The sequence below is a fragment of the Pseudomonas iranensis genome (assembly GCF_014268585.2).
Classification (GTDB): Bacteria; Pseudomonadota; Gammaproteobacteria; order Pseudomonadales; family Pseudomonadaceae; genus Aquipseudomonas; species Aquipseudomonas iranensis.
On sequence record NZ_CP077092.1, the window covers coordinates 4,738,284 to 4,757,044 of the forward strand.

Annotated in this window: 15 protein-coding genes and 4 tRNA genes; 7 read left to right on the plus strand and 12 right to left on the minus strand. The window is 58.5% G+C overall.

The genetic code is table 11. The features are described from left to right. The first annotated feature begins 18 nt into the window (after positions 1 to 18). Positions 19 to 765: a flagellar brake protein gene (locus HU724_RS21300; RefSeq protein WP_186567710.1), complete on the plus strand. Its 747-nt coding sequence runs from the start codon at positions 19 to 21 to the stop codon at positions 763 to 765. A gap of 73 nt (positions 766 to 838) precedes the next feature. On the opposite strand, the gene HU724_RS21305 is transcribed toward HU724_RS21300, so the two are convergent. From HU724_RS21305 to HU724_RS21320, 4 genes are all read right to left on the minus strand, one after another. Next, on the minus strand, positions 839 to 2,221 hold the full coding sequence (locus tag HU724_RS21305) for an MFS transporter (RefSeq protein WP_186567709.1): 1,383 nt from the start codon (positions 2,219 to 2,221) through the stop codon (positions 839 to 841). Between the two features lie 69 nt (positions 2,222 to 2,290). Continuing rightward, positions 2,291 to 3,532, minus strand: coding sequence for a glutamine synthetase family protein (locus tag HU724_RS21310; protein ID WP_177435429.1), 1,242 nt, complete (start codon positions 3,530 to 3,532; stop codon positions 2,291 to 2,293). 307 nt (positions 3,533 to 3,839) lie between these two features. After that, positions 3,840 to 4,532, minus strand: coding sequence for a sensor histidine kinase (locus HU724_RS21315; RefSeq protein WP_039757863.1), 693 nt, complete (start codon positions 4,530 to 4,532; stop codon positions 3,840 to 3,842). Then, on the minus strand, positions 4,529 to 6,133 hold the full coding sequence (locus tag HU724_RS21320; protein WP_016773603.1) for a tetratricopeptide repeat-containing response regulator: 1,605 nt from the start codon (positions 6,131 to 6,133) through the stop codon (positions 4,529 to 4,531). Before HU724_RS21320 ends, HU724_RS21315 begins: the two co-directional genes overlap by 4 nt. A 217-nt stretch (positions 6,134 to 6,350) precedes the next feature. On the opposite strand from HU724_RS21320, the gene HU724_RS21325 reads away from it, so the two are divergent. Together HU724_RS21325 and HU724_RS21330 are read left to right on the plus strand one after the other, a co-directional pair. Then, positions 6,351 to 7,703, plus strand: a complete 1,353-nt coding sequence (locus HU724_RS21325) for a lysozyme inhibitor LprI family protein (RefSeq protein ID WP_186567708.1) — start codon at positions 6,351 to 6,353, stop codon at positions 7,701 to 7,703. A gap of 185 nt (positions 7,704 to 7,888) precedes the next feature. Then, positions 7,889 to 12,025: a CheR family methyltransferase gene (locus HU724_RS21330; RefSeq protein ID WP_186567707.1), complete on the plus strand. Its 4,137-nt coding sequence runs from the start codon at positions 7,889 to 7,891 to the stop codon at positions 12,023 to 12,025. 75 nt (positions 12,026 to 12,100) lie between these two features. On the opposite strand, the gene HU724_RS21335 is transcribed toward HU724_RS21330, so the two are convergent. Next, positions 12,101 to 12,177, minus strand: a tRNA-Arg gene (locus HU724_RS21335). Between the two features lie 298 nt (positions 12,178 to 12,475). Between HU724_RS21335 and HU724_RS21340 the strand changes: the two genes are divergently transcribed. Together HU724_RS21340 and HU724_RS21345 are read left to right on the plus strand one after the other, a co-directional pair. After that, a complete protein-coding gene (locus tag HU724_RS21340; protein WP_122612073.1) occupies positions 12,476 to 12,709 on the plus strand; it encodes a hypothetical protein in 234 nt (77 codons plus the stop codon). Between the two features lie 20 nt (positions 12,710 to 12,729). Next, complete coding sequence (locus HU724_RS21345; RefSeq protein ID WP_016773599.1) at positions 12,730 to 12,909, plus strand: PA3371 family protein; 180 nt, start codon at positions 12,730 to 12,732, stop codon at positions 12,907 to 12,909. Here the strand turns inward: HU724_RS21345 and phnN are convergent. Beyond that, positions 12,884 to 13,453, minus strand: a complete 570-nt coding sequence (gene phnN, locus HU724_RS21350; RefSeq protein WP_122746821.1) for a phosphonate metabolism protein/1,5-bisphosphokinase (PRPP-forming) PhnN — start codon at positions 13,451 to 13,453, stop codon at positions 12,884 to 12,886. The genes HU724_RS21345 and phnN overlap by 26 nt on opposite strands. Positions 13,454 to 13,842: 389 nt before the next feature. Between phnN and HU724_RS21355 the strand changes: the two genes are divergently transcribed. Beyond that, positions 13,843 to 14,169: an Arc family DNA-binding protein gene (locus tag HU724_RS21355; RefSeq protein ID WP_003178899.1), complete on the plus strand. Its 327-nt coding sequence runs from the start codon at positions 13,843 to 13,845 to the stop codon at positions 14,167 to 14,169. A gap of 135 nt (positions 14,170 to 14,304) precedes the next feature. Here HU724_RS21355 and mgtE read toward each other — a convergent pair whose 3' ends face one another. Then, positions 14,305 to 15,747, minus strand: coding sequence for a magnesium transporter (gene mgtE / locus HU724_RS21360; RefSeq protein WP_016773597.1), 1,443 nt, complete (start codon positions 15,745 to 15,747; stop codon positions 14,305 to 14,307). Between the two features lie 321 nt (positions 15,748 to 16,068). Here mgtE and HU724_RS21365 point away from each other — a divergent pair, with 321 nt between their 5' ends. Next, positions 16,069 to 16,581, plus strand: a complete 513-nt coding sequence (locus tag HU724_RS21365; protein WP_186567706.1) for a cell envelope protein SmpA — start codon at positions 16,069 to 16,071, stop codon at positions 16,579 to 16,581. A 19-nt stretch (positions 16,582 to 16,600) separates the two neighbouring features. On the opposite strand, the gene HU724_RS21370 is transcribed toward HU724_RS21365, so the two are convergent. From HU724_RS21370 to HU724_RS21390, 5 genes are all read right to left on the minus strand, one after another. Beyond that, positions 16,601 to 16,677, minus strand: a tRNA-Arg gene (locus tag HU724_RS21370). Positions 16,678 to 16,749: 72 nt separating this feature from the next. Beyond that, positions 16,750 to 16,826 (minus strand) — tRNA-Arg (locus HU724_RS21375). A gap of 107 nt (positions 16,827 to 16,933) precedes the next feature. Beyond that, positions 16,934 to 17,024: transfer RNA gene (locus HU724_RS21380), tRNA-Ser, on the minus strand. A 62-nt stretch (positions 17,025 to 17,086) separates the two neighbouring features. Continuing rightward, positions 17,087 to 17,275, minus strand: a complete 189-nt coding sequence (csrA, locus tag HU724_RS21385; protein ID WP_002554426.1) for a carbon storage regulator CsrA — start codon at positions 17,273 to 17,275, stop codon at positions 17,087 to 17,089. A gap of 187 nt (positions 17,276 to 17,462) precedes the next feature. Beyond that, complete coding sequence (locus tag HU724_RS21390) at positions 17,463 to 18,704, minus strand: aspartate kinase (RefSeq protein WP_186567705.1); 1,242 nt, start codon at positions 18,702 to 18,704, stop codon at positions 17,463 to 17,465. Between the last annotated feature and the right edge of the window lie 57 nt (positions 18,705 to 18,761).

The following is an 18,761-nucleotide window of genomic DNA, read 5'->3' on the forward strand; positions in this document are numbered from 1 at the left end:
TCTGGAGATTGAAGAACCGTGTCCAACACCCTAAGCGCGGATGATGCTCCGCAGCCTCCGAAGGTGCTCACCACGCCACTGGAAATCTCCAGCAACCTGCGCCAGTTGCAAGACAGCCACGATCCGCTGATCATCACCTTCCATGAACGCAGCCAGCGCTTTCAGAGTTACCTGATCAAGGTCGACCGCGAAACCGCAACGATTGCGCTGGACGAAATGATCCCACGCGATGGAGAGCGCTTCCTGCAAGCGGGCGAACCGTTCAAGGTCGAAGGCTTTCATGACGGCGTGCGGATTGCCTGGGAATGCAACGGCACGCTGAACATCGAAGAATCCGACGGTGATCGCTTCTACACCGGCGACCTGCCGACTGAAGTGGTTTACCACCAGCGCCGTAACGCCTTCCGCGCTGCGTTGAAACTTACCGACCTGGTCAGCGTTGACCTGGGCGGCGAAAAGCTCAAGGTTCCTCTGCACGGCAAGCTGCTGGACATCTCCGCCACTGGCTGCAAATTCCGCTTCGAAGGCGACATCACTGATCGCCTGCAACTGGGCCAGGTCTACGATCGCCTGATCGCCCCGCCGCTGTTCGGCAACCAGCCAACATCGGTCGAACTGCGCTATCTGCATTTCGAAGAAAAACTCAACATCACCTTTGCCGGCCTGCGCTTCCACAACATCAGTGGCCAGGCTGCGCGCAACGTCGAGCGTTTTGTTTACCAGTTGCAACGTGAAGCACGGCGTTTCGACAAAGACGATCTCTGAGTCGCAGCGATCAAAAAAAAGGGCAGCCCCGCACAGGACTGCCCTTTTTTATGCGCCGATGTTTACCTTCGGTTCAGGGCCTGCCACCGCTGATATCCGGCGCAGGCTTGTCGTCATTGCCGCTGTCCTGTTCGGCTGCAACGACTGCTTCCGGCTGCGCTTCGGGCTCAGGTTCAGGAGTGACCGGCGCCGGGTCTTGGACCATCTGCTCCTGCACCACCTGCTCATCGACACGCGGGTCAAGCGCCGCCACCAGCGGCGAGCTCGACATGCTGTCCGGCATTGCCACGTGATGCAGCGGTGCGTCGTCGACCTGGTGCAGATTGGTCACTGCTTTCGGACGAATCCGCCAGACCAGCACCAACGCGAAGAAACTGAAGAACGCATACAGGCTCTGACTGCCGAGAAACTTCATCAGCACGCCCGCGAGCAGCGGCCCGATGCTCGCGCCGACGCCGTAAGTCACCAGCAGCATGGCGGTCAGCGACACGCGGCGATCGCCTTCGACGTGGTCGTTGGAAAACGCCACCGCCAGCGGATACAGGCAGAATTGCACCAGCGAACAGAAGAAGCCGACGACGAACAGCACCTCCAGCGGCACCTGCGGCATGATCGCCAACGGCAACGCCGCCACCGCCAGAAACCCGGCAAAGCAGCGAATCAGCAGCGCACGGTCATAACGGTCGGACAACCAGCCCAACGGCCACTGCACCAGCAGGCCGGCAAAAATGCAGCTACCCATGAACAGACCGACCTGCTCGGTCGTCAGCCCCTGTTGCGATGCATACAGCGGCGCCAGACCGTAGAACGAACCGATGATCAGACCGGCGCCGAGCACCGTGCTCAGCGATTGCGGCACACGCTTGATAAAGAAGCGCGGCTCCATCGGCGCGGGGTGCAGAGGCGCCGGGTGAATCCGTCGGGTCAGCGTCACCGGCACCAGACACAGGGCAAAGCACAGCGCCACCAGCATCAGCAGTTCCAGACCGAGGCCGGGGTGCATGACCAGAATCAGCTGGCCCAGCACCAGGCCCAGGTACGAGGCGATCATGTAACCGCTGAACACCAGGCCGCGTTGATTGGCGTCGGCCTGCTCGTTGAGCCAGCTCTCGATGACCATGTACTGGCACATCATGCCCAGACCAACGATCGTCCGCAGCACCAGCCACGCCGGCAGCCAGTCCACCAGCCCATGGCCGAGCACCGCCGCGCCGACGATCCCGGCACACGCCGAGTAGGCACGGATATGCCCGACCCGGGCGATCAGGCGATGGCCGATCTTGCCGCCCAGCACCAGACCGAAATAGTTGGCCGCCATCAGCGCACCGACCCACAGCCCGTCGACGTTGTCGGCGGCCAGACGCAAAGCCAGATAAGTAGAAAGAAGGCCTGAACCGATCAACATCATCAGCGAGGCGAAATACAGCGCTCGAAAGGATTTCCAGATTTGGCGCATCGGCGTTCCGAGCGGCTCCTTGCAGTGAATACCGGGCGGTCAGAACGACAGCCCGGCAGCAGCGATACGTCAGGCCTGGGCGGCCAGCACACGGCGCTCCCAGGGAGTGATTTCATCAAAGAAGCTGGTCAACTCCATGGTCTTCGAAGCGATGTAGCCTTCGATGAACTCCGACCCGAACAGTTCCCTCGCCAACTGGCTACGTTTCAGACGCTCCAGCGCGGCGTGCAAGGTACACGGCAAGGCCAGATTATCCGGCACGGCGAACTCACCCTGGATTGCCGCGCTCGGCTCCAGCTCCTGCTCGATGCCATGCAAACCCGCAGCCAGACTGGCGGCGATTGCCAGATACGGATTGGCGTCGGCGCCCGGCAGACGATTTTCGACCCGACGTGCGACCGGCGAGCTGGCGGGAATACGCAAGCCGGCGGCGCGATTGTCATGGGACCAACAGGCATTGTTCGGCGACGCGTACGGATGACACAGGCGCTGATAGGAATTCACGTTGGGCGCAAACAGTGCGGTGAAATCGGCGAGGCCTGCCTGTTGCCCGCCGATGAAGTGGCGGAACATCGCCGTCGGCTCGCCGTTCGAGTCGGTAAAGACATTCTTGCCGCTGCCGATTTCAACGATGCTCTGGTGAATATGCATCGAACTGCCCGGTGTGTGCGCCAGCGGCTTGGCCATGCACACCACGCTCAGGCCATGCTTGAGCGCGACCTCCTTGAGCAGGTGCTTGAACAAGAACGTCTGATCGGCCAGCAGCAGCGGATCGCCGTGCAGCAGATTGATCTCGAACTGGCTGACGCCCATCTCATGCATGAAGGTGTCGCGCGGCAGGCCGAGGGCGGCCATGCATTTATACACTTCGCTGAAGAACGGCCGCAGACCGTTGTTGGAACTGACGCTGAAGGCCGACTGGCCGTCCTCGCGCCGGCCGTCGAGGCCGACCGGCGGGCGGAACGGCTGAGTCGGATCGGTATTGGGTGCGAAGACAAAAAATTCCAGTTCGGTCGCCACCACCGGCGCCAGACCGTGCGCGGCGTAACGGGCGATGACCGCTTTGAGCTGGCCACGGGTCGAGAGACTTGAGCTCTCCCCGCTCAGTTCGTCAGCGTCGCAAATCGCCATGGCGCGCGGCTCGTCGCTCCAGGGCAAACGGTGAATCTGCGCAGGATCGGCAACCAGCGCCAGATCGCCGTCATCGCTGCCGTAGAACCGCGCCGGCGGATAGCCGCCCATGATGCATTGCAGCAGCACACCCCGCGCCAACTGCAAACGCCGCCCTTCGAGAAAACCCTCGGCGGTCATCACCTTGCCCCGTGGCACACCGTTCAGATCCGGGGTGACACATTCAATCTCATCAATGCCGGTCAATCGCTGCGCGAGTGAACCCTGGCCATCGGTTGTCATGACGCAATCCTTGTTGTTGTGCGAGCCGCGAACGGCGACCCGGACAAAATAGGCTGCGGCTGTTCGGAATATCAAGCAGCGCCCACAAAAATCCCGATCTTGTGCAGGAGCCGTAGGAGCTGACGAGTGCAACGAGGCTGCGATCTTTTGATCTTGCTTTTTAAAATCAAAAGATCGCAGCCTTCGGCAGCTCCTACACCAGACCTCAGGGCAAATAGAGGCTGAATACCCCACCACCCAACGGCCCGCCATTGCTGATTTCGGTGCGCCCTTCCACGCCGTTGCGCTGGTGCAGCGCGGCGATGCGATTGGCGAAATACAGTCCCAGCCCGGTGCTGCCGCTGCTGTGATTGATGCCCTGGACATAATCGGCCTGACGCTCGAGCATCTGCGCCGGATAGCCGTCGCCATCGTCATTGATGCTCAGCACCAGTTGCCCGGCTTCGTCGCTGACGGTGATCAGCAGCGACTCGCGGGCGTAACGGATCGCATTGTTGATGCAGTTGCCGAGCACCGAAGCGATCAGCTCACGATCGAAGAAACCCAGCGGGCTCAACGGATCGACTTCATAGGTGGCGATGATGCCGCGGCTGGCGAACACCTCTTGGTGCGCGGCCAGTTGCGCCTCGATGAAATCATCGAGTTCGTGATACGCCGGCTGTAGCGGCAACTGATTCACGCCGAGCTTGTACAGCCCGAGCAACTGCACCAGCATGCCGTTGAGGTGGGCGAACTCGAAGTCGATCACGCCCTGCTCCGAGCCGTCGCGCAGCTCTTTCGGCAGACGCGCCAGCCATTGGCTGTGCGCCTGCATCAGCATGGCCAGGGAGTTCTTCATGTCGTGGACGGTGGAGGCAATCACCGTGGAAAAATCCAGCGCCGGATCAATTGGGTTCATTCGCCAAACGCCTTGCTTTTCAGCTTCTGATAACGCGCAAACCGCGCGTCGGTGTCGGGCATCAGGCCAACCAGTTTCAGGCAGGCCCGACATTCTTCCAGCTCCGCCGACGGCACACTGGTGTCGGTGCCGTGCAGCAGCGACTGGGCCAGATTCAGCGCGATACTGATGTTTTTCGGTTGCAGCTTGAGCGCCTTGCGGAACACCTCGCGAGCCTCGACCAGATTGCCGGTCTTGTACACGCGCACGCCCTGGCGGTTGAGATCGGCCGCAGCGTTGCTCGAGCTGAGAATGGTCGGATCGTCGGTGAGCTTGGCGATGTCTTTCATCACCGCCGGGTCATCACCGTAAATCTCCGCGCAGCTCTTGAGCATCGAAGTGCCCGCCTCGGCCTGACCGAGCATCTGCAACTGCTTGGCCACCAGCAATGCCGCCTCGGGGCTCATAAATTGCTCCATGCCATCAAGGCGCATCAGTGCTTGTTCGGTGAGCTTGTCGGCGGTTTCGGCGTCGTTGAGCAACAGGCTGGTGGCTTTCATCAGCCGCGCACGGATTTGCAGGCCGGGATCGCTCGGGTTCTCTTTGGCCACGGCACTGAGCGTAGTGTTGATCTCCAGCCGCGTGCGCGTGTCGAGGCCGCGATCGCTGCCCTTGCTGATCAGCGCGTGCGCCAGGCCGAGATTACTTTCCGGATCCTTGAAACGCGACTGCGCGCCCTGCGCTACCGCTTGGCGATAAGCACGCGAGGCGGTTTCGAAATCTTCGTTGGCCATGGCCAATTTGCCGAGCAAAGCTTGGCGGCGCACCGCCAGTGGCGACAGCCGGATCGCTTCTTCCAGCACCCGCTGCGCGCCTTTGCTGTCGCCTTCGGCCACCAGCACATCAGCCATGCCGTCATACAGCGCCGGCATCATCGGGAACACTTTCAAGGCCTTTTCATAGACCTCTTTGGCCTGCGAGACCTGCCCGCGTTTGAACAGCAACTTGCCCAATCCAGCGAAGGCCCACGGCAACGGACGGTCGGCAATAATGCCGTCGTAGAGTCGCTCCAGCGCTTCGTTCTGGTTCATGTCGCGCAGGGCGTCGGCGCGGTAACGCAGGCACAGCGGCGAATAGCGGATGTCCTGTTTGCACAACGCAATACAGGCATTGAGCACCTCGACCGGCTTACCGCGATCAAGGGCCTGCAGAATCGGTTTGAGCAAGGTCTTGCGTTGCTCCAGACGCTCAAGGCGCTGGGCCAGCCCGGAACGGTTGAACGGCTTGGTCAGGTACGCATCCGGCTCATGCTCCAGCGCACTGAGCACCATCGCCTGACTGGTTTCGGCGGTAACCATGACGAAAACGGCTTCGTGGCTGATGAGCTTTTCCGACATCAGGTCTTCGAGCACCTGCTGGCCGTTCTTCTTGCCGTCGCCGAGATGGAAATCCTGAAGAATGAAATCGTAGGATTTCTGCGAACACATCTTCAGCGCCTGCTCGCCAGTGTCGGCAGTATCGACATCCTTGACGCCGAGCTCACGCAACATCGAACGCACGGAACTGCGGAAATCGGAAAAATCATCGACGATCAGAAAGCTTTTTTGGTGATACGACGACATCGAGGATTTCCAGGCAATTGAAGAAAACGAACCGAGGCGATTTCAGGCGCGCAGATAATAGCTGGAGGCCATGCGCCATCAAGCGATTTCGCTGGAGTCTGAAGTCACCGTTCGGGTTATCGGCCAAAAATGCCGGGGCCTGAGGGTAGTGCTTCAAGAATGTTACTTTGAGTATTACTCTGCGCGCCTGCTCAAGGATTTCCACAAGGACTGAATCGTGTACATCAAGGGACGCTACATCCTGTCGGCCTTTTTGCTGCTGTTTATCCAGCCAATGAGTGCGGCGGCAATGGACTGCACCAAAGCCGCGAACGACGTGGAAAACACGATTTGCGCGAATAAACCGCTTTATGAGCTCGACGCGCAGATGGGCACGCTGTATCGCCAACTGATGACAACTGCCACAGCGACGCAACCTGAGCTCAAGCGCACCCAGCGCGCCTGGCTAAAAACCCGCAACGCCTGCGCAGACGATGTCGCTTGCCTGGATGGCAGCTACCGCCAGCGCCTGCAGGCATTACAGGCACAGTGGACGCAAGCCGCAATGTGGCAGCCGGACGCCGTGGATCTTCAGGCGATGAACGATCTGCAGGAAAGCATTCGTGCCGAGAGCAAAAACCACCCGGAATTTGCGCTGGAGCGCGCCTTGGCCGCACGGACTTTCGAGTCTTCGCAGACATCGTTCGCGGGCGATCCAGTCGACAGTTACGGCGAGCAAACCAACTTCCCCAAGTCCCGTCCCAAAGGCGTGAGCGAGGATGAGTGGCAAGCATTGAAAGGCTCAAGCATCGGAGGCGCCGCCGAGACCGGACGGACGTCGTACGCACTGCTGGATCTGGACAATGATGGCCAGCGCGACCTTATCGTCGACACATACGCAGGCGGCACCGGCTTGTTCACCTACGTGGAAACCTGGCGCCGAACGGGCGAGCGGTTTGTCAAAAGATCGGTCGAGCCGGAAAGTTCGCTGTTCTACACCAACGACCGTGGCGCCAATCAGGCAATCAGCTGGATCAGGCTTCACCACAGAATTTACGCCGCTTACCGAAACGGCGCCTATGGCGTCGATAATCTGTACCTGCTCAATCCGCTGAAGATCAACCGTCAGGTACCGACGGTGTCTGTGCGTTACGCTTACTCGCTGCAAGTGCCAACTACGCAACATAAAGAAGACGACACCAGCACCTATGAGCTCGAAGCGGATTTGCGCGCGGCACTCGACCACGCCATCACTCAGGCAATGAAAGTCGCATCGGGCTCAAACCCTGACGCGCCCCTTTGCCCCATTCCTCCGACGGGCGCCGGCGAAGACGATTACTACAGCTACGGTCCAGGGCACTACACCATCGAAAAGATCACCGATTTGCCGGTAATGATCGGCGGCGAATGCTACATCGGGGCGCTGATTGACTGGTTCGGCAGTTACAGCGAAAAGACTGGGTTATTCGCCCAACTGGCCGTGCGCAAGCCGGGCGTAGAGGCCAGCGGGACTACCTACGAAGTCTTCGGCCGTCGGCATGTAACCGAGGTCAGCGGAAGCCTTGGCAAAGTCGAAATCAACGACGACTGACCACCGATCATCACACCGGCAAAATAATCGGCACGCTCGCCGCTTCAGGAATGTCACAAGCTCAGACAAGGCGTTTGTCTTGCAAAAATGAAGGCAGATCCGCAAATGAGGTTTATTCTGCTCAATTACCTGCGCCCCCGGACGTCCGCGATACGCTTGTACCGCCACAAAAAAAGGCCGAAATGATGACCTCGAAAACCCCTGCCTCGCCCTCTGCGCCCGAGCGCAAGGATGTGACCCCCAGCCACCTGAATTTCCCGGTGGTGGGCATCGGCGCCTCGGCGGGCGGCCTGCAAGCGATCAAGCTGTTTTTCGAGCATATGCCGAAGGACAGCGGCATGGCGTTCGTGATCATTCTGCACCTCTCGCCCGATCACCAGAGCATCGCCGACCAGATCATTCAGGAATCGACGCGCATGCCGGTGCTGCAAGTGACGCAGCCGGTGCCGATCGAAAAGAACTGTGTGTACGTGATCTCGCCAACGCATTCGCTGTCGATGAACGACGGTTATCTGCGGGTCAGCACGGCCGGTTCGCCGCAGGTGCGCCACACGGCCATCGACCTGTTCTTCCGCGATCTGGCCGATGTGCATCGCGAGCGGGCTTTTTGCCTGGTGCTTTCAGGCACCGGTTCCGATGGTGCGGTGGGCTTGTCGCGAATCAAGGAACAGGGTGGCGTGACGCTGGTGCAAGTGCCGGAAGACGCCGAGTTCGACGGCATGCCGCGTGCCGCCATCGAGACGCGCATGGTCGATCTGATACTGCCAGTGGTCGAGATGCCGCAGAAACTGATGGAGCTCTGGCGCAACTCCCAGAACATCAAATTACCCAGCGCCAATGATCCCGACTTGAAAGCCTTGAAGCCTGCAAACGAACACGAGGCGTCGATCGCCGAACAACGCCTGCATGAAATCCTGTTGTACCTGCGCAGCAGCACCGGTCACGATTTCAAACACTACAAGCGCGCCACCGTGCTGCGCCGCATCGAGCGGCGCATGCAGGTCACCAGCCAGTCTGACCTCAGCGCTTACTACAACTACCTGCAAAATACCCCGGAAGAAGCCAAGGCCTTGCTCGGCGACATGCTGATCGGCGTGACCAACTTCTTCCGTGACCGCGAAGCCTTCGAAGCCCTTGAGCGCGATGTGCTGCCGCAACTGGTGCAATCGGTTGCCGACTCGTCGGAAAAAGAAGAACTGCGCATCTGGTCTGCCGGTTGCTCGACCGGCGAGGAAGCCTACAGCCTGGCGATCCTGCTCGACGATCAGATGCAGGTACAAAGCAGCAAGGCCAACCTGCAAGTGTTCGCCACCGATATCGACGAACGTGCGATCACCACCGGCCGCGCCGGCACCTACCCGCAAGCCATCGTTACCGACGTACCGCCAACCCGCTTGCGACATTATTTCGTCAAGGACAATGAGCATTACCGGATTCGCAAGGAAATCCGCGAGAAAGTGCTGTTCGCCAAGCACAGCCTGTTGTCCGATCCGCCGTTCTCGCAAATCGACCTGATCGTTTGCCGCAATCTGCTGATTTACCTGGATCGCGAGGTGCAGCGGGAAATCCTGCAGATGTTCCACTTCGCCCTGCGACCGGGTGGTTTCCTGTTTCTCGGCACCTCGGAAAGCGCCGATGCCTGCCATGAACTGTTCGCGCCAGTGGACAAGCGCAACCGCATCTTCCGCGCCAAGACCGGTACCGCGAACAGCCGCCGCACCCCGACCATGCCGCGTGGCGGTTACATGCGCACCAGCGTTTCCCGACCGCCATCGAAAGCCATCGAGCCCGTCAAGCTGTCGTTTGCCGATATCCACCGCCGCGCCATAGAACGCTTCGCCCCGCCGAGCATTATCGTCGACACCAATGCCGATATCCTTCACATGAGCGAAGCCGCCGGGCGCTTCCTGCGGCATGTCGGCGGCGAGCTGTCACGCAACTTGCTGACGCTGATCCTGCCGGAGTTGCGCCTGGAAATCCGCACGACGCTGTTCCAGGTGCAGCAAAGCAACCTCACCGTGCGCTCGCGTGAAGTGCTGCTCAAGCGCGAGGAGCGCCAATACCGCATCACGCTGATTGCGCAGCCGTACAAGGACGACGACTTGGACAGCGAGTGCGTGCTGGTGACCTTCGATGAAACGGAGATCGACGCGCACGAGCATGCGCTGACCACCGTGCTGCAGACTGAAAGCCAAGTGCTCTCCAACCTCGAACGTGAGCTGCAACGCACCAAATTGCATTTGCAGGACACCATCGAACAGTCGGAAATCTCCAGCGAAGAGCTCAAGGCTTCCAACGAGGAGATGCAGGCGATCAACGAAGAACTGCGCTCGGCCACAGAAGAGCTCGAGACCAGCAAGGAGGAGTTGCAGTCAATCAATGAAGAGCTGTTGACGGTCAACTACGAGCTGAAGACCAAAGTCGAAGAAACCGACAAGATCAACGATTATCTGACTAATCTGATCGCTTCTACCGACATTGCTACGGTGTTCGTCGATCGCAGCATGCGCATCAAATGGTTCACGCCGCGCGCCACCGACATCTTCAGCATGTTGCCGGTAGACACCGGCCGTTCACTGCTGGATATCACCCATCGCCTGAATTACCCGGCGATGACCGAGGACGCGGCGCAAGTGTTCGAATCGCTGAACATGATCGAACGCGAGGTCAACAGTACCGATAACCGCTGGTACATCGCCCGCTTGCTGCCTTATCGCTCCAGCGAAGACCACATCGACGGCACCGTGTTGACCTTCATCGACATCAGCAAACGCCGCGAAGCCGAGGAAGAGCTGCGCCTGGGCGAAGAACGCATGCGTCTGGTCGCTGAGAGTACGCGTGATTACGCGATTATCATCCTCGATGAAATGGGTGCGATCACCAGTTGGAACACAGGCGCTGAACTGATCTTTGGCCACAGCAAAAACGAGGCCGAAGGTCAGTACTACGATTTCATCTTCACAGCCGAAGATCGAGCTGCCGGCATGGCTGAAAGTGAATTGTCCACCGCCCGCCAGCACGGGCGCTCGGAGGATGAGCGCTGGCATGTGCGCAAGGATGGCAGCCGATTCTTCTGCAGCGGCGAGGTCACCAGGCTCAGCGGCGACCGCTTGCAGGGCTATGTAAAAATCGCCCGCGACCTGACCGGACACAAGCGCCAGCAGGATGAACAGAGCAAGGAACTGGCGCAGACGCGCAATACCGTGTCCCTGCGTGATGAGTTCTTCGCGGTCATGTCCCATGAACTCAAGCACCCGCTCAACCTGATCCAGCTCAACGCCGAACTGCTGCGGCGCCTGCCGATGATCCGTACTGCCGGCCCGGCGACCAAAGCGGTCAATACCATCTGCGATGCCGTCAACAGCCAGGCGCGGATCATCGACGACTTGCTCGACGTGGCTCGCGTACGCACCGGCAAGCTCAAGCTGCAACTGGCCCGCGTCGACCTGAGCGCTGTGCTGCGTGACATCCACACGGTCGTGCTGAATGAACAGCATGCCACGCGGATCGATCTGCAATTGCCTGAAGCACCGTTGATCATTCATGCCGACCCGACACGGGTCGAGCAGATCATCTGGAATCTGGTCAACAATGCCTTGAAGTTCACACCACCGAGCGGGCGCATTGAGTTGATCGCCAGCAAGAGCGGGAAAATGGCGCAACTGGACGTCAAGGATAACGGCGTCGGCATCGCTGCGGAAAACCTCGAACATGTCTTCGATCTGTTCGGCCAGGCGGAAAAACAGCACACCAACCATCAACGTGAAGGCTTGGGCATCGGCCTGTCACTGGTGCGGCAACTGACCGAAGCCCAGCACGGCACGGTGAAGGTTGCTTCGCCGGGGCTGGGCGCCGGTTGTACCTTTACCGTTCGCCTGCCGCTGTCGACTGATGTCGAAGAAACCGCTGCAACAGCCGAGGTTGAACCGGTTTCCGGCAAGCTCGATGGCTTGAGCATTCTGCTGGTCGACGACTCGCCGGAAGTGCTGGAGACCTTGAAGCTGCTGCTGGAGATGGAAGACGCCGACGTAACGGCCTTCGATCATCCGGTGGCAGCGCTGAAAGCCGCTGAGAGCACGCGCTTCGATCTGATCATCTCCGACCTCGGCATGCCGGTCATGACCGGCTATGAACTGATGGCTGCCCTGCGCAAGCTGCCGCTGGTGAAAAACGTACCGGCGATCGCCCTCACCGGGTATGGCACTCAGGGCGACATGCAGAAGTCCCGTGAAGCCGGGTTCGATCAGCATCTGGGTAAACCGGTGGCGTACGACGACCTGATTGAAACCATCGAGGCGTTGCGCCGTTCGGAGTTGCTGTAAAGCTCGCCAGCGCTCCAACGCAAAAAGCCCCGCCGCACGAGTAAGTGCGACGGGGCTTTTTGTTTTTTGAAGAGGTGGTGTCCCAGGCGGGGTTCGAACCTGCAACCTTCCCCTTAGGAGGGGGATGCTCTATCCAATTGAGCTACTGAGACACTGATTGACGCGGGCTGTATGCGGCGCGACAGACGGCGTGCATGTTAACGGCCAGCCCCTGTTTTGTCATGTCGTCCGTAGGGCTTTTTAAGTGTAGGCAAGCGCCCTGGAAGATTGCGGGAACTTTTACCGGGCAATTTGCACTGCGCGGAAATGCGGTCATTGCAGATTGCAATCAGCGTCGCCGGAAAAAACATACCAACCCCTTGTTTTTAAAGGACTTATCAGCCGTTACACTGTTGGCACGGCGACTGCTATGCCTGTTCTATCAAAAAGAACAATTTGGAGCGTCGTGCCATGAACAGCACCCTCTTGCTTGCAAACGCAGCGGCTCTGGCTGTCTTGCTCGGATCACATTTTTTTCCCAAGGCTGACGTTGAGCAGCCAGTGGCGCAGCGCATGCCGCATTACTTGCAAGTGCAGAAAGCGCCGCAGTGGGCCGTGTTGAGTGATCGCAGCGACGCTTCTACACAAATGGTCAGCGAGCCTGAGCTAGCCTCGGCGCCAACCACCGAACGTCTGGTTTTTTGAAATATCTTCAGGAGTACAACATGTCCAAATCAGCGACGGGATTTCTGATCCTCGCTTTACTGAGTGGCGTTACCCATCTGGCGCTGTTCGAGGAGACGGAAGTCACCTTGCCTCTGGTTGGCTGTGGCGTGTTTGCGGTGCTGTTTGTGCTGGCGCTGATTGCAGGGCGCAAGATCAAGTTCGATCCGGTTCTGCGTTGAGCCGAACCAACTCCAATAACGAAGAGACCGCGATAGCAAGGTCAACAGAGTTGTCGATCTGATGAACGGGGCTGTCGCTGGATCTTCGGTCTTTGAACAACGCATTGCGAGCCAGCCTCGCATCGATTTGCTCAGGGGTTTCCCGACCACGGCTGAGCAAGCGCTTGCGCAGGACCTCATCGTTGACTGTCAGCAGAATCGGCACCAGGGTTGGATACTTCTCCATTGCTTGACGCAGGTTCGCTCTTGACCCGTTAACCAGTACGTGCCGGCCCGCTTGCAACCATTCATCCATTTCCCTTGGAATGCCGTAGGAGAGGCCGTTGGCTTGCCAGGCCAAGGAGAAAGCGCCGGCGTGCTGTCGCCGTTCGAATTCTTCAGGCGTCACGCCAATTGCATCTTCGCCGACGGACTCCGCCGAGCGGGTAATCACCCGACGCATTACTTCACAGTTCAACGCCCGCAGTGGCTCACGCGATGCATCGATCAGGCTGTCCTTGCCCGAACCGGACGGCCCCATCAGGTAAAAAAGCTTGCCATCCATCCCGAAAACGCCCTCCCACGGGTCCTGCCTCTAGTAAATCGGCAAATTGCCACTATCCTGTACACATTAGGGATCAAGAATAGCGAGCCGCATAGCATGCACGTTCTGAAGTCTTCGGGCATCAACGGATATGCATTCGAAAGCGGGCAGCGATACGCAAGGATGGAAAGTTTTCCAACCAGTCCGCATTTCTGACAACTGGTGCTGGCATTACGCCTTTACCCGGCTCAATATTTGTCACAGAATTGACGCCAATGATCTGGCAATTTTGAGGCATGATGCCGGCCTCTTAACAATTCAGGTTGAACCAATTGGTCCGGATGCTTGTCCTACCACACATCCTGCGGCCAATCCCGAGAACCGCTCCCCTGAACTAACCGGTTAAATATATGCGCCCATTGAAACAGGCAATTTATTCCAGCCGTACGGCTGACAAGTTTGTCGTACGTCTGCCAGACGGAATGCGTGAACGCATTGCCGAGGTGGCTCGCAATCATCATCGCAGCATGAACTCCGAGATCATTGCGCGCCTTGAGCAGAGTCTTATTCAGGAAGGCGCACTGGGCGAAGAGCTGAGCATGCGCCTGGACAGCCCGGAGCTGTCGCTGCACGAGCGCGAGCTGTTGCAACGCTTCCGTCAGCTGTCGCACCGTCAGCAGAACGCCCTGGTGTCGCTGATCGCACACGACGCAGAAATGGCCGCAGACGCGTCCTGAGTTATACCGAACATATTGAAGCCAGCATGATTGCTGGCTTTTTTTTGCCCGCAATATGACAGATGGCCGCTTGGCAATTGAGTGTGGCAGGCACAAAAAAGCCCGTCGATTTGACGGGCTTTTCATTGCACAAGGTCAGAGCAGGAAGATTGTTGCCAATCCGAGGAAGATGAAGAAGCCACCGCTGTCGGTCATTGCCGTGATCATCACACTGGCGCCCATCGCCGGATCGCGGCCCATTTTCGCCAGCGTCATAGGGATCAACACGCCCATCAACGCCGCCAGCAACAGATTGAGCGTCATCGCCGCCGTCATGACCACGCCGAGTGACCAACTGCCGTAGAGCATGTACGCGACCACACCGATCACCCCGCCCCAGACCAGACCGTTGATCAAACCGACCGCCAGCTCTTTGCGCATCAAGCGCGAGGTGTTGCCGGTGCTGACCTGATCCAGCGCCATGGCGCGCACGATCATGGTGATGGTCTGGTTACCGGAGTTGCCACCGATACCCGCGACGATCGGCATGAGCGCCGCCAGTGCCACGAGCTTCTCGATCGAACCTTCGAACAGACCGATCACCCGCGATGCGACAAATGCAGTGATCAGGTTCACCGCCAGCCACGCCCAACGGTTACGCAGGGATTTCCACACCGAGGCGAAGATATCTTCCTCTTCGCGCAGACCGGCCATGTTAAGGACTTCGCTTTCGCTTTCCTCACGGATCAGGTCGACCATTTCGTCGATGGTCAGACGGCCGATCAGTTTGCCGTTCTTGTCGACCACCGGCGCCGAGATCAAGTCGTAACGCTCGAATGCCTGAGCGGCGTCGTAGGCATCTTCGTCCGGGTGGAAACTCACCGGATCGCTGGCCATCACTTCGGCTACCTGCTTCTCCGGATCGTTGACCAGCAGGCGCTTGATCGGCAGCACGCCCTTGAGCACGCCGTCGTAATCGACCACGAACAGTTTGTCGGTGTGACCGGGAAGCTCTTTGAGGCGACGCAGGTAACGCAGAACCACTTCAAGGCTGACGTCCTCACGGATCGTCACCATCTCGAAGTCCATCAGCGCTCCGACCTGATCCTCGTCATAGGAGAGGGCCGAGCGCACGCGTTCGCGCTGCTGGTTATCCAGACTTTCCATCAGCTCATGGACAACGTCGCGCGGCAGCTCGGAGGCCAGGTCAGCGAGTTCGTCGGCGTCCATGTCCTTGGCCGCAGCCAAGAGCTCGTGATCGTCCATGTCGGCGATCAGCGTCTCACGGACGGAATCGGATACTTCAAGAAGAATGTCGCCGTCGCGATCGGCCTTGACCAGTTGCCAGAGCGTCAGACGATCGTCCAGCGGCAAGGCTTCGAGAATGTAGGCGACGTCGGCGGAGTGCAGATCATCGAGCTTGCGTTGCAGCTCGACGAGGTTTTGCCGGTGAACCAGGTTTTCCACGCGGTCGTGGTGCGGACCTTCCTGGCGATGAGTCAGGTCTTCAACGACACGTTGGCGCTGCAGCAACTCGACGACCTGAGCCAGGCGGTCCTGCAGGCTTTCCTGTGTTTTCTTTACTTCGATTTCGGACATAGGCGAACTCCACTCCCAGCAGCGGGGCACGCCGGAAGGATCAATCAGTCAATTCATGATTGGTGAAACGGTTTACTGAACAACTACTGGGTAAGTCCATGGAGGTTTTCCATAAGCCCCGGCGGGGCTGACGGGCGCAATGATACACGCCTGACGGTTTAAAACGTTGAAAAAATCACGGCTGAAACAAGCGCTTGCGAAACAAACCTGAGCACCTGCCTGACCCGTGCAAATGCGACGACTCATCTTGAAAAGAAAACACACCGGCAATGCAAAAAGCAGCGACTACCCTTGAGCTTAGATCGTCATGGAGGACATCGAATGCCGGCAAAACCCGCGCTATATCTACTGACCGCCCTGCTCCACTTCACGCCTGCCAACGCCACCACACTTCATCGTTGCCAGGCCGGTGACGGCAGCGTCACATTCACGTCGATGAGCTGCGCAACCGGGGAGCAGCTCTCAATTCAGGAGGTTCATCCCTACTCACCTGGCTGGGTCGCAATCATGCCGGAGTTCAATCACGAAGCTGTTTCCGGCATGAAAGACAGCGGGCGCGAACCGGGCATCGTCGGCGGCACCGAACACAAATGTGGAAACCTGATCGATAACAGGCAGCGGCGCGAAGCGATCATCAATCGGCGAGTGATTGCCGGCATGAGCCAGCGGGACGTCGAAAGCGCACTGGGCAAGCCCGACAAGATCAACACGCGCACATCGACAACGAGCTATCGTTACGACCTCAAGCGAGGCCGCAGTGCTCAAATTGATTTTGATGAACGAGGCTGCGTGAAGGGAAAAGCCAAATCCCGGACAGCAAAAAGCCCGCGTTAAACGCGGGCTTCTTGGTATATGGTGCACTCGACAGGATTCGAACCTGTGACCGCTCGGTTCGTAGCCGAGTACTCTATCCAGCTGAGCTACGAGTGCATTTTGTGTTTTTAAACCAGACCACAACTGGCTGAAGCCGAGTTACTCACCTTACAGCAAATAACTCTTAAATGGTGCACTCGACAGGATTCGAACCTGTGACCGCTCGGTTCGTAGCCGAGTACTCTATCCAGCTGAGCTACGAGTGCATTTGTTGCCGCGCATTATAGGCCGTCTAATCTCTATGTCAAACACTTTTTCTAGTAATTTCAACAACTTACAGAAGAAGCCAGATTACGACGTACTAAGCAAATAATGGCGGAGAACGGGGGATTCGAACCCCCGACACCCTTTTGAGGTGTACTCCCTTAGCAGGGGAGCGCCTTCGGCCACTCGGCCAGCTCTCCGCAACACGGGGCGTATATTAACCAGCTTCTTCCCCGTTTGCAAACATAAAAATCGATAAAAATTAATGGCTTGGTTCTTCGTCCTTCTCTTTCTTTATACGCAGGTAAATTTCCTCACGGTGCACCGCAACCTCTTTCGGAGCGTTGACGCCGATACGCACCTGGTTTCCTTTGACGCCGAGCACGGTCACGGTGATTTCGCCGTCACCGATAATCAGGCTTTCCGCGCACCGACGAGTCAGAATCAGCATACCTTTCTCCTTACGCCATTCATTTCAGGGACAACAGTCTGCAAAAAAAAGGCACCCGACCTACAACCGCAGCGATCGTAGCCCTACATGCCTGAGTATTGACCAGCGCGAGCAAAAGAACAGTTCCGGGGCTCGCGCCATTCAAAAATAAAGGGCGCGGTCAGACCGCGCCCTTCACAGAAGCGGATTACTCGCCCTGAAGGGCCGGAGCATCCAGTTCGAAAGCCGTGTGCAGCGCGCGCACGGCCAGTTCCAGGTACTTCTCTTCGATCACTACGGACACCTTGATTTCCGAAGTCGAGATCATCTGGATGTTGATGCTTTCCTTGGCCAGGGATTCGAACATGCGGCTGGCCACGCCTGCGTGGGAACGCATGCCGACGCCGACGATCGAGACCTTGGCAATTTTGGTATCGCCGACGACTTCACGGGCACCGATCTCGCGAGCGGTGTTTTCCAGCACGGTCTGTGCGGCCTGGTAGTCGTTGCGGTGCACGGTGAAGGTGAAGTCGGTGGTGTTATCGTGCGCGACGTTCTGCACGATCATGTCGACTTCGATGTTCGCGGCACTGATCGGGCCGAGAATCTTGAACGCCACGCCCGGGGTGTCTGGCACGCCACGGATGGTCAGCTTGGCTTCATCGCGGTTGAAAGCGATGCCGGAAATGATCGGCTGTTCCATGGTTTCCTCTTCATCAATAGTAATGAGGGTGCCCGGACCCTCCTTGAAGCTGTGCAGTACGCGCAGCGGAACGTTGTACTTGCCAGCGAATTCCACCGCACGGATCTGCAGCACCTTGGAGCCGAGGCTGGCCATTTCCAGCATCTCTTCGAAGGTGATCTTGTCCAGACGCTGAGCGACCGGCACCACACGCGGGTCAGTGGTGTAGACACCGTCGACGTCGGTGTAGATCTGGCATTCATCCGCCTTCAAGGCCGCCGCCAGTGCCACGCCGGTGGTATCGGAACCGCCGCGACCGAGGGTGGTGATGTTGCCGTGCTCATCGACGCCCTGGAAACCGGCGACAACCACCACGCGGCCAGCCTTCAGATCACCGCGAATCTTCTGGTCATCAATCTGCAAGATACGCGCTTTATTGTGCGCACTGTCAGTCAGGATCCGCACCTGATTACCGGTGTACGACACCGCCGGCACACCGCGCTTGATCAGCGCCATGGCCAACAGGGCAATCGTCACCTGCTCACCAGTGGACACGATCACGTCCAGCTCGCGCGGAACCGGTTGCGCCTCGCCACTGATTTGCTTGGCCAGATCGATCAGACGGTTGGTTTCGCCGCTCATTGCAGACAGCACAACCACCAGGTCATCGCCGGCATCGCGGAATTTCTTAACCTTGTCGGCGACCTGCTCGATTCTCTCGACAGTGCCGACCGAGGTGCCTCCAAATTTCTGTACGATCAAAGCCATTTCAAAGCCGCCTCTGCCCATGAAGGGCGCCCAATAATCTTTCGAACAGTCGCCGGG

Bases quoted from the DNA above. Each gene is read 5' to 3' on its own strand.
- HU724_RS21305 (WP_186567709.1), bottom strand. From the start codon at position 2,221: ATGCGCCAAATCTGGAAATCCTTTCGAGCGCTGTATTTCGCCTCGCTG.
- HU724_RS21310 (WP_177435429.1), bottom strand. From the start codon at position 3,532: ATGACCGCCGAGGGTTTTCTCGAAGGGCGGCGTTTGCAGTTGGCGCGG.
- HU724_RS21315 (WP_039757863.1), bottom strand. From the start codon at position 4,532: ATGAACCCAATTGATCCGGCGCTGGATTTTTCCACGGTGATTGCCTCC.
- HU724_RS21320 (WP_016773603.1), bottom strand. From the start codon at position 6,133: ATGTCGTCGTATCACCAAAAAAGCTTTCTGATCGTCGATGATTTTTCC.
- HU724_RS21330 (WP_186567707.1), top strand. From the start codon at position 7,889: ATGACCTCGAAAACCCCTGCCTCGCCCTCTGCGCCCGAGCGCAAGGAT.
- HU724_RS21340 (WP_122612073.1), top strand. From the start codon at position 12,476: ATGAACAGCACCCTCTTGCTTGCAAACGCAGCGGCTCTGGCTGTCTTG.
- HU724_RS21345 (WP_016773599.1), top strand. From the start codon at position 12,730: ATGTCCAAATCAGCGACGGGATTTCTGATCCTCGCTTTACTGAGTGGC.
- phnN (WP_122746821.1), bottom strand. From the start codon at position 13,453: ATGGATGGCAAGCTTTTTTACCTGATGGGGCCGTCCGGTTCGGGCAAG.
- HU724_RS21355 (WP_003178899.1), top strand. From the start codon at position 13,843: ATGCGCCCATTGAAACAGGCAATTTATTCCAGCCGTACGGCTGACAAG.
- mgtE (WP_016773597.1), bottom strand. From the start codon at position 15,747: ATGTCCGAAATCGAAGTAAAGAAAACACAGGAAAGCCTGCAGGACCGC.
- HU724_RS21365 (WP_186567706.1), top strand. From the start codon at position 16,069: ATGCCGGCAAAACCCGCGCTATATCTACTGACCGCCCTGCTCCACTTC.
- csrA (WP_002554426.1), bottom strand. From the start codon at position 17,275: ATGCTGATTCTGACTCGTCGGTGCGCGGAAAGCCTGATTATCGGTGAC.
- HU724_RS21390 (WP_186567705.1), bottom strand. From the start codon at position 18,704: ATGGCTTTGATCGTACAGAAATTTGGAGGCACCTCGGTCGGCACTGTC.